General features: G+C 58.8%; 15 protein-coding genes. 14 read left to right on the forward strand and 1 reads right to left on the reverse strand.

Annotation, left to right across the window (positions count from 1 at the left end; all coding sequences use genetic code 11):
- Nucleotides 1–85 precede the first annotated feature (85 nt).
- From EM6_RS08955 to EM6_RS08970, 4 genes are all read left to right on the forward strand, one after another.
- Nucleotides 86–652: a NifU family protein gene (locus tag EM6_RS08955; RefSeq protein WP_126422050.1), complete on the forward strand. Its 567-nt coding sequence runs from the start codon at nucleotides 86–88 to the stop codon at nucleotides 650–652.
- Nucleotide 653: 1 nt separating this feature from the next.
- Nucleotides 654–1,325, forward strand: coding sequence for a tRNA (adenosine(37)-N6)-threonylcarbamoyltransferase complex dimerization subunit type 1 TsaB (tsaB, locus tag EM6_RS08960; protein WP_172961170.1), 672 nt, complete (start codon nucleotides 654–656; stop codon nucleotides 1,323–1,325).
- 21 nt (nucleotides 1,326–1,346) lie between these two features.
- Nucleotides 1,347–1,790 carry a ribosomal protein S18-alanine N-acetyltransferase gene (rimI, locus tag EM6_RS08965; RefSeq protein WP_126422054.1) on the forward strand — a complete coding sequence of 148 codons (444 nt, stop codon included), beginning with the start codon at nucleotides 1,347–1,349 and terminating at the stop codon, nucleotides 1,788–1,790.
- Between the two features lie 73 nt (nucleotides 1,791–1,863).
- A complete protein-coding gene (locus tag EM6_RS08970) occupies nucleotides 1,864–2,274 on the forward strand; it encodes a Fur family transcriptional regulator (protein ID WP_013477699.1) in 411 nt (136 codons plus the stop codon).
- On the opposite strand, the gene EM6_RS08975 is transcribed toward EM6_RS08970, so the two are convergent.
- The gene (locus EM6_RS08975; protein ID WP_232037036.1) at nucleotides 2,275–3,633 is read right to left on the reverse strand and encodes a glycoside hydrolase family 28 protein; all 1,359 of its coding nucleotides are present in this window, start codon (nucleotides 3,631–3,633) and stop codon (nucleotides 2,275–2,277) included.
- 260 nt (nucleotides 3,634–3,893) lie between these two features.
- On the opposite strand from EM6_RS08975, the gene miaB reads away from it, so the two are divergent.
- From miaB to rimP, 10 genes are all read left to right on the forward strand, one after another.
- A complete protein-coding gene (miaB, locus tag EM6_RS08980; RefSeq protein ID WP_126422058.1) occupies nucleotides 3,894–5,261 on the forward strand; it encodes a tRNA (N6-isopentenyl adenosine(37)-C2)-methylthiotransferase MiaB in 1,368 nt (455 codons plus the stop codon).
- Nucleotides 5,258–6,217, forward strand: coding sequence for a PhoH family protein (locus EM6_RS08985; protein ID WP_126422060.1), 960 nt, complete (start codon nucleotides 5,258–5,260; stop codon nucleotides 6,215–6,217). The genes miaB and EM6_RS08985 overlap by 4 nt, the downstream gene beginning before the upstream one ends.
- Nucleotides 6,210–6,680: an rRNA maturation RNase YbeY gene (gene ybeY, locus EM6_RS08990; RefSeq protein WP_126422062.1), complete on the forward strand. Its 471-nt coding sequence runs from the start codon at nucleotides 6,210–6,212 to the stop codon at nucleotides 6,678–6,680. The genes EM6_RS08985 and ybeY overlap by 8 nt, the downstream gene beginning before the upstream one ends.
- A 10-nt stretch (nucleotides 6,681–6,690) precedes the next feature.
- Nucleotides 6,691–7,581 carry a hemolysin family protein gene (locus tag EM6_RS08995; RefSeq protein WP_126422064.1) on the forward strand — a complete coding sequence of 297 codons (891 nt, stop codon included), beginning with the start codon at nucleotides 6,691–6,693 and terminating at the stop codon, nucleotides 7,579–7,581.
- Nucleotides 7,578–9,263 carry an apolipoprotein N-acyltransferase gene (gene lnt, locus EM6_RS09000; RefSeq protein ID WP_126422066.1) on the forward strand — a complete coding sequence of 562 codons (1,686 nt, stop codon included), beginning with the start codon at nucleotides 7,578–7,580 and terminating at the stop codon, nucleotides 9,261–9,263. The genes EM6_RS08995 and lnt overlap by 4 nt, the downstream gene beginning before the upstream one ends.
- 156 nt (nucleotides 9,264–9,419) lie before the next feature.
- On the forward strand, nucleotides 9,420–9,770 hold the full coding sequence (locus EM6_RS09005; protein ID WP_420000741.1) for a helix-turn-helix domain-containing protein: 351 nt from the start codon (nucleotides 9,420–9,422) through the stop codon (nucleotides 9,768–9,770).
- Nucleotides 9,771–9,997: 227 nt separating this feature from the next.
- The gene (metK, locus tag EM6_RS09010) at nucleotides 9,998–11,170 is read left to right on the forward strand and encodes a methionine adenosyltransferase (protein WP_126422068.1); all 1,173 of its coding nucleotides are present in this window, start codon (nucleotides 9,998–10,000) and stop codon (nucleotides 11,168–11,170) included.
- A 62-nt stretch (nucleotides 11,171–11,232) separates the two neighbouring features.
- A complete protein-coding gene (gene trmB / locus EM6_RS09015; protein ID WP_126422070.1) occupies nucleotides 11,233–11,946 on the forward strand; it encodes a tRNA (guanosine(46)-N7)-methyltransferase TrmB in 714 nt (237 codons plus the stop codon).
- 104 nt (nucleotides 11,947–12,050) lie between these two features.
- The gene (locus EM6_RS09020; RefSeq protein WP_232037037.1) at nucleotides 12,051–12,671 is read left to right on the forward strand and encodes a hypothetical protein; all 621 of its coding nucleotides are present in this window, start codon (nucleotides 12,051–12,053) and stop codon (nucleotides 12,669–12,671) included.
- 163 nt (nucleotides 12,672–12,834) lie between these two features.
- Complete coding sequence (gene rimP, locus EM6_RS09025) at nucleotides 12,835–13,503, forward strand: ribosome maturation factor RimP (protein ID WP_126422074.1); 669 nt, start codon at nucleotides 12,835–12,837, stop codon at nucleotides 13,501–13,503.
- Nucleotides 13,504–13,515 lie beyond the last annotated feature (12 nt).

Consider the following 13,515-nt stretch of genomic DNA (forward strand, 5'->3'; position numbering starts at 1 on the left):
GTATGACACGAAGTTGGACACTCAGCGCTTGCCATCCTCTTCATTTACCCCCATTTGAGCTGGAGATTTATCCGGAAAGCCGCTCATGTTTATCCAGACCGAAGCCACACCCAATCCCGATGTATTGAAATTCATCCCCGGCCGTGAGGTTCTGGGTAAAGGGTCGCTGGAGTTCCGCACGGAAACCGAGGCGGAAAAATCGCCGCTAGCCCTGTCGCTGTTTCAGATTGACGGCGTGGCGGGCGTCTATTTCGGCTCTGACTTCCTGACCGTAAAGCGTGACCCGGAGGCCGGTCTGATTTGGGCACAGATCAAGGCCCCGATTTTGGCCGCCATCATGGATTTCTATGCCTCGGGCCGTGCGATCCTCAATGAAGAGGGTGCCGCCAATGAGCGCACCTATGAGGGGGAAGTGGCGCAAATCGTTCTGGAAATCAAAGACCTGCTGGATACGCGCGTGCGTCCGGCGGTGGCTCAGGACGGCGGCGACATCGAATTTGAACATTTCGACATCGAGTCGGGCACGCTTTATTTGCATATGCGCGGGGCCTGCTCGGGCTGCCCGTCCTCATCGGCCACCCTGCGTCAGGGCGTGGAATCCCTGATGAAACACTATGTGCCGGAAGTCAAAACCATCGAGCAGGTCCTGTAAGGTGGCGCTGGCCTTAGTCATAGATACAGCGCTAAATGCCTGTCAGATTGGGCTTTTTTCGCATAAAGACGGGTCCGTCTCTGAGGTGGTGGCACTTAGGGAATACATGACGCGCGGGCATCAGGAATTCATTGGTCCCGCCGCTCTGCACTGTTTCGAAAAAACTGGAATTAATATACGCGACATCGATATTTTGGGCGTGACCTTGGGGCCTGGGTCGTTCACTGGCCTGCGTGTCGGTCTGTCTTTTGCTAAGGGTATGGCGTCGGGACTGGGCATCAGTTTGCGTGGATTTTCGACGCTGGAGCTGATGGGGCGGGCAGCGAATTTTGATAATCAGAGACGATTGGTGGCGCACGATGCCGGACGCGGTCAGCTCTATTGTCAGCGCCTTGACGCCGATAACACGGTTTCACCGCCTGAGTCGTATGATTTTGTAAAATTAGATGAAATTGACATGGGTAACGGCTGGGACTGGCTGATCGGGTCGGGGGCACCGCTTCTGGCCGAACGCTTCCCGCAGGCACAGATTGCCGCGGATGTCCTCCCTGATCTGAGGGCGATGGCGACCCTGTGTTTTGCTTCAACCACCGCCTATGACGACCTGACACCGCTCTATATGCGCGACGCGGATGCCAAGGTTTCAGACAAGTCGGTGGTCAATTTCTCCTGAAAGAAGAAACTTCCAGATAATATGAATAATATTCTCCAAATCGAAGAATTTGACCCGCGATTGGTAGAAATCCACGCGCAGACCTTCGATTTTGGCTGGAATGATTCCGATTTCTCGGAATATCTGAAAAGCGAAAAATACACGGCTTTTGGCATGTACGAGGGGGAGCGGCTTCAGGCCTTCGTGCTGATCTCGGTGGTCGTCGATGAAGCTGAAATCCTGACCATCGCGACTGATCCGACCGCCCAAAGACGTGGCCATGCGCGCGCCCTGTTGCAGCACCTGATCGCGCATCTGGCGCATAAAAATATCCGCAGCCTGTTCCTCGAAGTGGCCGTCGATAACCCTGCCGCCATCGCCCTTTACGAGGGTCTGGGCTTCCGTCAGGTCGGCCGTCGCCCGCTTTATTACAGTCGGCGCGGTGGCGTGCTGGTGGACGCCCTTATTCTCAGTCTTGCGGTTTGAGACGATTGCCCTTAATTCCATAGGGGTGCGGCGCAACGCCGCAATGTATAAACGACAAATCCGGGAGGGCCGCATGGACCGTATCGAACAGCAATGCGTCGAAAAAGGTATGCGCATGACCGATCAGCGCCGGGTCGTCGCCCGTGTGCTGTCTCAGGCTACGGATCACCCGGACGTCGAAGAACTGTACCGCCGTGCCGCTGCCGTCGATCCGCATATTTCGCTGGCCACCGTCTATCGCACGGTGCGTTTGTTCGAAGAGGCCGGCGTGGTCGAACGCCACGATTTCGGCGATGGCCGTTCGCGCTATGAGCAGGCGGGCGAAGACCACCACGACCACCTGATCAATATCAAATCGGGCGAAGTGATCGAATTTTTCGACGAAGAGATCGAGAAGCTGAAAACCGCTCTGGCGGAAAAGCTGGGCTATAAGCTGGTCGGTCATAAGCTGGAACTGTATGGCGTGCCGCTCGACGACAAGTGATCAGGCGCGATTGATCAGGCCCTGAACATTCTGCGTCTGGATCGGCGAGTCCGTCAGGGCTTTGGCGCGTAGCCGGCGAAGAGACACGGTTTTCACAGGCATATCCGCTTCGGCCTTGATCAGACAGAGGTGCTTCGCCTCTTCGACGCGCACGTCGGACAGGTAAAGTCCCTCGATGGGTGTCAGCTTGCGCACATAGGTCGGCAGCAAGGTGCGCCACTGGTAAAGTACATCGGTTTCCACCGCTAAAAGACTGCCCTGAATTTTCGTTGCGCTGACATTGTGCATGTGGATGTTTTTGACGAAACCGCCACGACGCTCGTTGGTTTTGACATAGAGCAGGTTGTTGATGGGTACGGCCCAGCCGTCTTCGCCCTTGCCATCACCCACGAAGTGACAGTTATCAACAAAGACGTTTTCAATGCCGCCGGATAGTTCGCTGCCGACGGCCATAAGTTGATGGCCGTTCTTGATGCGACAATTACGCATGACGACATTCTTTGTCGGCGTATTGAGTCTCCAGGCGTCCATGTCCCGGCCCGACTTGACGGACACGGCGTCATCCCCCTGATCGAACACACAGTCCTCGATCAGCACGTTCTGGCTCATCTCCGGATCAACGCCATCATTATTATGGCCGTGGGCCCGCACCTTCACGCGGCGGATCACCACGTCACGACACAGAAGGGGATGTATCGTCCAGAAGGGACTGTCTTCGATTGAAATGTCTTCGATCAGCACATTGCGGCAACGGTTAAACTGCACAAAATGCGGCCGCAGATGGTTTTCGCCTTCGACCATCTGACGCGCTTCGACAGGTACACCCTTATAGGCCAGATCGTATAGCCTTATAAGCGCATCCATATGTGGCTTCGGGCGCTTGTACCAAAGTTGCCAGACATCGAGCTTTGCCTTGAGCTTACCTTCGCCACTCATCCCCACATTTTCGCAGTCAAACGCATAGACCAGTGGTGAATAGTTGAAACACTCAATCCCCTCCCAAGAGGTCTGAACCGGCGGCAGGTAATCTTCCGGCTTTTCGGAAAAGAGCAGGGTTGCACCTTTCGACAGGTGCAGGTTGACGTGGCTTTTCAGGTGTATCTTGCCGGTGGGCCATATACCTTCCGGTACGATCACATTGCCTGCACCGGCCCGATGCGCGGCATCAATGGCTTTTGTAATGGCGGCTGAGGTGGCCGCCTGATCCTCAGGAGAGGCACCAAAATCGGTGATGGGGAAACGTCGGGCTCGCGAAAAATCGGGCACGCGAAGAGACGGCATATCAAAAGGCGCGCTAACCGACAGGCGTTTGTGGCTCAGGCCGGATGCGGCTTGGGCGGTGCCAGTGAATAGGGGCACGGATAAACCTGCATACAGAACCGACCGGCGTGAAAGGCTCATCTATCTCTTCCCTGAGGGGCCGCTGACAACCGGAGCGCATGACGTGCATAGCTCCGCCGTGTGGCGATCTTCTGTTTCTTATTCGATCAAATTATCATATAAATTAATCAACAACAATCAAAAAGGATCAGGGTCGGTGTTTGGATCGTGCGACACCATGTGGGTAAAATCCGGTGTTTGGCCTTGAAAAACGAGGCCTGAAACCTCATAAGCACCGCATGAGTGAAACCGCATCCGCCGCATCCAAAAAGCTGCACATCAAAACCTACGGCTGTCAGATGAACGTCTATGACAGTGAGCGCATGGCTGATCTCCTGCGCCCGTTGGGTTATGCCGTGTCCGATCAGGCCGAAGGCGCTGATCTGGTGCTGCTCAACACCTGCCATATCCGCGAAAAGGCGGCCGAAAAGGTCTATTCTGAGATCGGTCGCCTGAAGGTGATGCGTCAGGAAAAGGAAGCGCGTGGCGAAGGGCGTATGACGATTGCGGTCGCCGGTTGCGTGGCGCAGGCTGAGGGCGAAGAGATCATGAATCGCGCGCCGGCCGTCGATCTGGTCGTTGGTCCGCAGGCCTATCACCAGTTGCCTGAGTTGATCGCGCGCACCACCCGCGCCAAGGGCGAGCGCCTCAAGGCCGACTTCGCCCCGGAAGACAAGTTCGATGCCCTTTCGACCGAGCGTCAGGCGAGCGGTCCGACGGCCTTCCTGACGGTTCAGGAGGGTTGCGACAAGTTTTGTACGTTCTGCGTGGTGCCCTATACGCGCGGAGCCGAATGGTCGCGTCCGGTGGCCTCGATCCTTGAGGAAGCGCGTTCGCTGGCCTCGAAAGGCGTGCGTGAAATCACGCTTTTGGGTCAAAACGTCAATGCTTATAATGGGCTTGAGGCTGATGGTCAGGAATCGACTCTGCCGCGCCTGATGCAGGCTCTGTCGGAGATCGAGGGGCTGGATCGTATCCGCTACACCACCTCGCACCCCAATGACATGACCGATGAGCTGATCCGTGCCCATGCGGAAAACCCTGCGGTCATGCCCTATCTGCACCTGCCTGTGCAGTCGGGGTCGGACAAGATCCTGCGCGCCATGAACCGCAAGCATGGACGTCAGGCCTATATCGACCTGATTGCGCGCCTGAAGGCCGCCGTGCCGAACATCGCCCTGTCCGGTGACTTCATCGTCGGCTTCCCCGGTGAGACGGACAAGGATTTCGAAGACACGATGGACCTGATCCGCACGGTCGGTTACGCCTCGGCCTTCTCGTTCAAATATTCGAAGCGTCCGGGCACACCGGCCGCTGCCATGCCGGGTCAGGTCGATGAGGCCGTGGCCGATGCGCGTCTTCAGGCGCTTCAGGCGCTGATCAACGAACAGGCGCAGGCGTTTAAGGCCTCGCTGGTGGGGCAAACCATCGACGTGCTGTTTGAAAAGCCGGGTCGCTATGGTCAGCAGGCCGTCGGGCGTTCGCCCTGGCTGCACGCGGTGTTTGCCGAAGACGCGGCGCACCTGATCGGTCAGATCGTGCCGGTGAAGATTGTGGGCGTGGGGAACAATTCTCTGATCGGGGAACTGGAAAAGGTACACGCTTGACCCTTGCCACCGAAGATTTCATCGAACTGAGCGAAGACAAGGTTCTGGCCCTGTCCGGACCGGCGCAGCGCTATCTGGCCCTGATCGAAGGGGCCTATCACGTGCTGATCGAAACGCCCGGCGGCGGCTTTCAGGTGACGGGCAAGGTGCGCGATCGTCAGCGCGCGCACGTCATCCTCAACGCCCTGTCTGAGCTTTATGACGAAGGGGTGGAGATCAGCGAGGTCGATGTTCGCACCCTGATCCAGAACCCGACGGGTAAGTCGCCGGTCTGGGCCGATCACCACGGGCAATCGCATGTGATCGTGATGGGCCGCAAAGGGGCCATTGCCCCCAAGACCGAGGGGCAGGCGAAGTATTATCAGCAATTGTTGCGCAACGACCTGACCTTCGGGCTGGGGCCGGCAGGGTCCGGCAAGACCTTTATGGCCGTGGCGCACGGTACGTCACTGCTGCTCAAGGGAGCGGTGGATCGTCTGGTCATTACCCGCCCGGCGGTCGAAGCGGGCGAAAAGCTGGGCTTCCTGCCCGGTGATCTGAATGAAAAGGTCGATCCGTACCTGATGCCGATCTGGCAGGCGCTGGATGATATTCTGGGGGCGGAAAGCCTGCGTCGCCGCCGTGAGCGCAACGAAATCGAAGTCGCGCCGCTGGCCTATATGCGCGGCCGCACCCTGTCCAATGCCTATGTCATCGTCGATGAGGCGCAGAACACCACCAAACAGCAGATGAAGATGGTGCTGACGCGCCTGGGCGAAGGCTCGAAAATGGTCGTCACCGGTGATCCGTCGCAGGTCGATCTGCCACGCGCTTCGGATTCCGGTCTGGTGCACGCCGTTGGCCTTCTGAACGACGTGAAGGGGGTAGGGGTGTCGCGCCTCACCGCCGAAGACGTGGTGCGTCACGAACTGGTCGCGCGTATCGTGCGTGCCTATGACAGCGAAAAACATGACTGAATTTGCCCCCCTGATCGACATTGAGGTCGAACACGACGACTGGACCGAAGCCTTGCCCGATGTGTCGGCGGTGGTGACCGGTGCCATTGAGGCGACCTTTGTCTATCTGGGCGCGAAGGAGCAGTTGGACCTGGTGGTGCTGCTGACGGATGACGCCGAAATGAAGGCGCTCAACAAAGAGTTCCGTCAGAAGAACGCCCCCACCAATGTGCTGTCCTTTCCCGCGCCGGATATGATGCACCCGCATCTGGGCGATATTGCTTTCGGGTTTGAAACCTGCGTGCGCGAGGCCAAAGAACAGAAAAAAACGCTTAAGGCCCATGTGGCGCACCTCAGCGTGCATGGCGCTTTGCATCTTTTGGGGTATGATCACATCAATGATCCCGAAGCCGAGGAGATGGAAGACCTTGAGCGCAAGATCCTGCACGGGCTCGGCATTGCCGATCCTTACCTAGAGAAATAGGCCACTGACCATGCCGGAGCCTGACAGTCGTAGCGCCAAGCGCCCGACCGGACCCAGAAAGACCCTGTTGAACCTCTTTGGCCTGTTGGGGCCGGATGAGGCGGAAAAGCCGCTCAGTCTGAGCGACCGTCCTGAGGCTTCCAACGACCTGATCGAACACGCCCGTGCCTTTCAGAACCTGCGCGTATCTGACGTGATGACGCCGCGGGTCGATATTATCGGCATCGAAGACACCGCCACCCTGTCCGAACTGGTGCGGGTCTGCGTCGAAAGCGAGCATTCGCGCCTGCCGGTCTATAGCGACAATCTCGATCATCCGGTCGGCGTCATCCACGTGAAAGACGTGTTCAAGCTGCTGGCCCCGTCTGATGACCGGCGCATTCCCGACTGGGACGCCCCCGTGACCGACCGGCTCAAGCGCGAACTGATCTATGTGCCGGGGGCTATGTCGGCGACGGACCTGCTGCTGAAGATGCAAACCGAGCGGTCGCACATGGCGCTGGTGATCGACGAACACGGCGGCACGGACGGGCTGGTCACGCTCGAAGACCTGCTCGAAGCCGTGGTTGGGGACATTGCCGATGAATATGACGACGACGAAGCCGAAGACCTGATCGAAACCGCCGAGGGGCAGATCGAGGTCAGTGGCCGCGTCGAGCTGGAGACGCTTGAGGAGCGGCTGGGTCTGCGCCTGTTCCCCGAAGACGGTGAGGATGAGGTCGATACGCTGGGGGGGTTGGTGGCCGTGCTGGCGGGGCGCGTACCGCAGCCGGGCGAAATCATCCCTTACGCGGCGGCGGGGATAGATATAGAAGTGCTGGACGCCGATCAGCGCCGCATCAAACGCCTGCGTCTGCATCGTCACGAACGCAAACCCGACCTGATTCCGGAAGACGTATGACCCTGACCGAACTCGGTGCCCGTTTGGCGCCCGCCTTCGCCCTGTACCGCCGCTATGTGGGGCCAAAGCGGCAGGCGGCGTTGATGGGGGTGCTGCTGGGGCTGGCGCAGCCGCCGTTCGGATTTCTGCCGGGGCTTCTGGCCTATGCCGTCCTTCTGTGGAGCCTTGATCAGGACCTCGGCCCTAGGCCGTTGCGCAGGGCCTTCGCGATAGGATGGTGGGCCGGGTTTCTCTATTTCCTCGTCGGCTGTTTCTGGGTGGCGGAGGCCTTTCTGGTCGATGCCAGCAATCAGGGCTGGATGGCCCCGTTTGCGGTCTGCCTGCTGCCCGGTGGTATTGCCCTGTTCTGGGGAGCGGCGTTTGCAGTCTATCGCAAACTGGCCAGTGGGCGATTGGCGGGGCACTGGTCACGCTGGCTGGTCTTTGCCGGTCTGTTCTGCCTGTTTGAGTGGCTGCGCGGCACAATCCTGACCGGGTTTCCGTGGAATCCGGCCGGCGCGACGTGGAAGGCGGGTACAGCGATGTCGCAACTGGCCGCGCTGTTCGGCGTCTATGGCCTCAGCCTGTTTACCGTCACCCTATTCGCCAGCCCTGCGGTCAGCCGTCGTGGATACGGCTTGAAGGGTCTGTGGCCGGTGGCCGTGTCGGCGGTGGTGCTGTTCGCAGGCTTCACCTTCGGGGTTGTGCGCCTGTCCACGACCGAGATTGCGACCACGGGCACATGGATACGCCTTGTACAGCCGAACATCGGTCAGCGCGCCAAGTGGACAGAAGGGGCGCTGCTCAAGGTCATGCGCGGCTATGTAACCCACAGTCAGGCACACGCGAAGCGAGAATTTTTACAGTCTGTTACAAAACGTGATAATAAGGGTTACCCAGACGTTATTATCTGGCCGGAAGGGGCGCTTCCGGACGCCGCTGAGAACCTGCTCGATCCACAATCGGAGACTGCAAACCTGTTTGCTGGCCTCCTTAGGCCAGATCAGATTTTGCTGTGGGGCGCCTATCACCGCGCGATAGATGACCATGACGCCCTTGTATGGCGTAACTCCCTGCTGGCGCTTTCCCGCGATGAGAGCGGCACAAACTATCAGGTCGTCTATTCCAAGTTCAAACTGGTGCCGTTTGGTGAGTTTTTGCCCTTTGAAAGCGTGCTGGAAAGCCTTGGCGTAAAGGAGTTAGCGCATGTCGGTGACGGCTTCAGTCCCGGCCCGCGCACGCATCCCGTCGAAGTCACGGGATTGCCGTCGTTTCTGCCGCTGATCTGTTATGAAGGTCTGTTCCCCGCCTTGGCCACGGGTGAGGCCAAACCGCCGTCTGCCCCATTACGGCCATCATGGATTGTCAATATTTCCAACGATGCGTGGTTTGGCCCGACAACCGGACCGGTGCAGCACCTCAACCTGTCCAGCTATCGCGCCATCGAAGAAGGTCTGCCCATGGTCCGGTCAACTCCTACGGGTGTCTCTGCGGTAATTGACCCCCTGGGGCGCATCGTGCCGGGCTCGGAAATCGGCATCGGTCAATCAGGCTTTCGTGATGTGATGTTACCGTCTGCGGTATCATTTACCCCTTACACGCTGTGGCGGCACCTGCACCTCATGCTTGTGGCGCTTTTTTGCTTGATTCCATTGGTATTTGTGACTTTTGTAAACGTTAGCAAAAACAACCAAGAAAGATGACCGCCTCCCAGGTCCGGATGGGAGGCGGTGTTACGACAAAAAGCGGTACGGCGACAACGCCGGCTGTATAAAAGTAAAGAGGCAAAGTTGGACGAAAATTCTAAGACGGACCGCAGTCCGAATCCGGTTGATTTGCATGTCGGTGCGCGTGTGCGTATGCGTCGCAAGTTTTTGGGAATGTCGCAGGAGGCGTTGGCAGAAACCATCTCCCTGACCTTCCAGCAGGTGCAGAAGTACGAGCGCGGTTCCAACCGCATCAGCGCGTCTAAGCTGCATGAAATCTCGCGGGCGCTCAAGGCCCCGGTAGCCTACTTCTTTGAAGGCTACGGTGAGTCCGAAGCCGTCGAGGGCTTTTCGGAGTCACAGTCCGAGCAGTTCGTGCACGGCTTCCTGATGACGACCGAAGGCATCGAACTGGCTGAGGCATTCCCACGTATCAAAAATGCCAAGCATCGCCGCCGTATCCTTGAACTGGTGCGTGCATTGGCCGAAGACAGCGAAGACTGAACGGTTTGATTGACTATACCCCGCAAACCCCGCCCAACGGCGGGGTTTTTAGCATTTCGTGAGGGCCAGTATCGTGAATCTGAAGTTCGCTTCATTCTGATATCGAAAGCCGGGCGAACTTCAGATTCACGATACTCGTCCTGTAGTTCCGCCACAAACGACTTGATCATATAAAGATATGTTTATATGAGAGTGCGAACTGTTTCGTTGAACCGCGGAGGTCCGCCATGCGCCCGTCCTACATCTTCACTTCCGAAAGCGTCTCCGAAGGCCATCCGGACAAGGTTGCCGACCGGGTTTCCGATGTCGTCGTCGATGCCTTCCTGCGCGAAGACCCCGAAGCCCGCGTCGCGTGTGAAACCCTGGTGACCACTGAGCGGGTCATTCTGGCCGGTGAAGTGCGCGCCGCCGATGACAAGATGCGCGAAATCATTGCGGGTCTGGAAGACAAGGTGCGCGCGGCCATCAAGGATATCGGCTACGCGCAAAAGGGCTTCCACTGGGCCACGGCCCACTATGCTTGCCACCTGCACGCTCAGTCGGCCGACATCGCTATGGGCGTCGATTCTGCTGAGAACAAGGACGAGGGTGCCGGCGATCAGGGTATCATGTTCGGCTATGCCTCGGATGAGACCGCAGAACTGACCTCGGCCCCGCTGCAATGGTCGCATAATATCCTGCGTCGTCTGGCCGAAGCGCGTCATGGTGGCGATCATCGTCTGGAACCCGATGCCAAGTCGCAGGTCACGGTGCAGTACGAAAACGGCGTGCCGTCGCGCATTCTCAAGGTGCTGATCTCGCACCAGCATAAGGAAGGCCTGACGCCCAAGGATGTCGAAGCCATCGTCAAGCCCTATGCCCTCGAAGTCCTGCCGCAGGGCATGGTGACGGCGGATACCGAATGGCTGGTCAATCCGACCGGTAATTTCGTCATAGGCGGCCCGGACGGTGACGCCGGTCTGACTGGCCGCAAGATCATCGTCGATACCTACGGCGGTGCCGCCCCGCACGGTGGCGGTGCCTTCTCTGGTAAGGACCCGACCAAGGTGGACCGCTCGGCGGCCTATGCCCTGCGCTATCTCGCCAAGAACGTGGTGGCGGCGGGCCTGGCCAAGCGCTGCACGCTTCAGGTCTCCTACGCCATTGGCGTGTCGCGCCCCTTGAGTTTCTACGTCAATACCCACGGCACGGGTCAGGTGGACGAAGCGAAGCTCGAAGCCCTACTGCCCGAACTGATCGGTGGTCTGACGCCGCGTGGCATTCGTTTGCATCTGGGCCTCAACAAACCGATCTACGAGCGCACGGCGGCCTATGGTCACTTCGGTCGCACGCCAGAAGCCGACGGCGGCTTCTCGTGGGAGCGCACCGATCTGGTTGACGCGCTCAAGCGCGAGTTTTAAGAGAGCGGCTTTCCCGGCACCTCCTCTGACCTCAGGGGAGGTGCTTTTGCAAAAGGCGCTCTATGTCAGACGAAACACCGCCCGCCATTTCGCCGTCGTGGGGGCCCATGCGCTCGTTCGGGCGCATCAAGTCGCGTACGTTGAAACCGCGTCAGGCCGACCTGTTCGACACCCTGCTGCCGACCATCGAAGTCAATGACGCCCTGATCGCGCAACTCGCTGCTGGCGACCTTGGCGACTATAGCGAGTTGTGGCTGGAGATCGGTTTCGGCGGCGGGGAGCATCTGGCGGCACAGGCCGAGCGTAATCCTCAGGCGCTGATCCTCGGTTTTGAACCCTTCCTCAATGGCGTCGGCTCCCTGCTGCGCCATGTCGATGAGCGCGGTCTGAACAATGTGCGCCTGATGCCCGGCGATGCGCGCCCGGTGATCGACCGCCTGAACGCGGCCTCGGTTGATAAGGTTTTCATCCTCTTCCCCGATCCGTGGCCCAAGGCCCGCCACCACAAGCGCCGCTTCATACAGACTGAAACGCTGGATGCTCTGGCGCGCGTGATGAAGGATGGGGCGCGCCTGCGCTTTGCCACCGACTGGGCCGACTATGCCGACTGGACGCTGGAGCGTGCTACGGCGCACGCGGCGTTTGACTGGCCTGCCCAGTCGCAAGCCGAATGGAACACGCCCCCCGCAGATCACGTGACCACGCGATATGAAGAGAAGAAGCTGGGCGATTGCGCGCCGGTCTTCCTCGATTTTTATCGTCATGCGCGAAATTGACACGAAAAGACGGCATTTCACCCCGGTTCGACGCAAACCTGTAGCCATCGCCCCCGATTTAGCCTGTATTAACTATGGTTAATGTCCGGGTAACGGGGTCATCAATGGAAAGCCTGCATAAGGTTTCGGCGGGGTTTGTCTTTGCCTTTCTGTGCCTGCACATGGCCAACCATTTTGTCGGCTTGCAGGGGCTCGATACCCACATCGCCTTTATGGCCGTGGCGCGCATGGTCTATCGCCACCCAGTGGTCGAGATGGTCGTGCTGCTGGCCTTTCTGGTGCAGATACTGACCGGCTGGGCGCTGGCGCGGGAAATCTGGGCGAAGAAGAAGGATTTCGTGCATCAGCTTCAGGCGGCCTCAGGCACCTATATCGCCTTTTTCGCTATCACCCACGTCGCCTTCATCTTCTATGTGCGTCAGTTGCTGACCGTGGACAGCGATATCTACCTCATCGTCGCGGGCCTGATGCAGAGCGGCTGGATGTACGCGCTTATCCCCTATTATGGATTGGCGATCTTCGCCCTGTTTGTGCATATGGGCTGCATCCTGTTCGACATTTTCAAGAAGACCTTGCGGCCTGTGTCGTGGGGCCTTCTGGTCGCAACGGTCGGGGTTGGCGGATACGCCACGTGGTTGCTGATGATGTTTTACACAGGCCACACGGCGGCCCTGCACGTGCCGGCGGAGTATTTTGACCTCTATCCCCTGATCCGTATGAAGTAGGGGCGGCGACCGCCGTTTATTGGGCTTGGCAAACCGGTGGCAAGGGTCTATAAGCACCTCAACATCGTCCGAACGGCCTTGCGGCCCCGGCGGCGGCCCTCAAGAAGGCCAGCCGCTTTTTTGTTGCCCGAAACGCTGCGGACGAACCATCTGAGGACCTATTTTGCGCGCCAAGACCACCGAAGACCGCAAGCTGATCGAAGCCTTTGACCCCATTGCCGAAGCGCTGGGGCTCGACATTGTGCGCGTGCGCCTTATGGGCTCGAACAAGCCGGGCGGCGCGCGCCGTTTGCAGATCATGGCTGAGCGCAAGACCGACGGCGACATCACCGTCAATCAGTGCGCCCGCCTGTCGCGCGCCCTGTCGGCCTGGCTGGAAGAGTCCGATCCGATCACCGGTGAATATATTCTCGAAGTGTCGTCGCCCGGTATCGACCGTCCGCTGACCCGCCTGAAGGATTTCGACACCTATTCGGGGCTTGAGGCGCGTCTGGAACTGGATCGTCTGGCCGAAGGGCGCAAGCGCTTCCGCGGCATACTGAATGGCACCGAAGATGGCGAATACGTCGCCATCGACCTCGAAGGTGAGGAGGATACGGCGATGATCCCGTTCGACTGGATCATCGACGCCAAGCTGGTGCTCAATGACGAACTGCTCAAGATCGGCGCCGAAAAGGCCGCCCTTCGCCGCGAGCAGGGCGAGGATGATGAGGAAGAGGACGAAGACCTCGATTTCGGTGACGATGCCGACGCCGAATTTGACGATGAAGATTTCGACGACGCCGATGACGATTTCGGCGATGACGACGACGACAAACTGACAAAAAATTAAACTGGGAACAGT

It is taken from the genome of Asticcacaulis excentricus (assembly GCF_003966695.1).
In the GTDB taxonomy this organism is placed as follows: Bacteria; Pseudomonadota; Alphaproteobacteria; order Caulobacterales; family Caulobacteraceae; genus Asticcacaulis; species Asticcacaulis excentricus_A.

What these genes read in the sequence shown, in the direction of transcription:
- ybeY (WP_126422062.1), top strand. Translation starts at nt 6,210, where the DNA reads ATGACTGAATTTGCCCCCCTGATCGACATTGAGGTCGAACACGACGAC.
- lnt (WP_126422066.1), top strand. Translation starts at nt 7,578, where the DNA reads ATGACCCTGACCGAACTCGGTGCCCGTTTGGCGCCCGCCTTCGCCCTG.
- EM6_RS09005 (WP_420000741.1), top strand. Translation starts at nt 9,420, where the DNA reads ATGCGTCGCAAGTTTTTGGGAATGTCGCAGGAGGCGTTGGCAGAAACC.
- EM6_RS09020 (WP_232037037.1), top strand. Translation starts at nt 12,051, where the DNA reads ATGGAAAGCCTGCATAAGGTTTCGGCGGGGTTTGTCTTTGCCTTTCTG.
- EM6_RS08995 (WP_126422064.1), top strand. Translation starts at nt 6,691, where the DNA reads ATGCCGGAGCCTGACAGTCGTAGCGCCAAGCGCCCGACCGGACCCAGA.
- EM6_RS08955 (WP_126422050.1), top strand. Translation starts at nt 86, where the DNA reads ATGTTTATCCAGACCGAAGCCACACCCAATCCCGATGTATTGAAATTC.
- rimI (WP_126422054.1), top strand. Translation starts at nt 1,347, where the DNA reads ATGAATAATATTCTCCAAATCGAAGAATTTGACCCGCGATTGGTAGAA.
- miaB (WP_126422058.1), top strand. Translation starts at nt 3,894, where the DNA reads ATGAGTGAAACCGCATCCGCCGCATCCAAAAAGCTGCACATCAAAACC.
- EM6_RS08970 (WP_013477699.1), top strand. Translation starts at nt 1,864, where the DNA reads ATGGACCGTATCGAACAGCAATGCGTCGAAAAAGGTATGCGCATGACC.
- trmB (WP_126422070.1), top strand. Translation starts at nt 11,233, where the DNA reads ATGTCAGACGAAACACCGCCCGCCATTTCGCCGTCGTGGGGGCCCATG.
- metK (WP_126422068.1), top strand. Translation starts at nt 9,998, where the DNA reads ATGCGCCCGTCCTACATCTTCACTTCCGAAAGCGTCTCCGAAGGCCAT.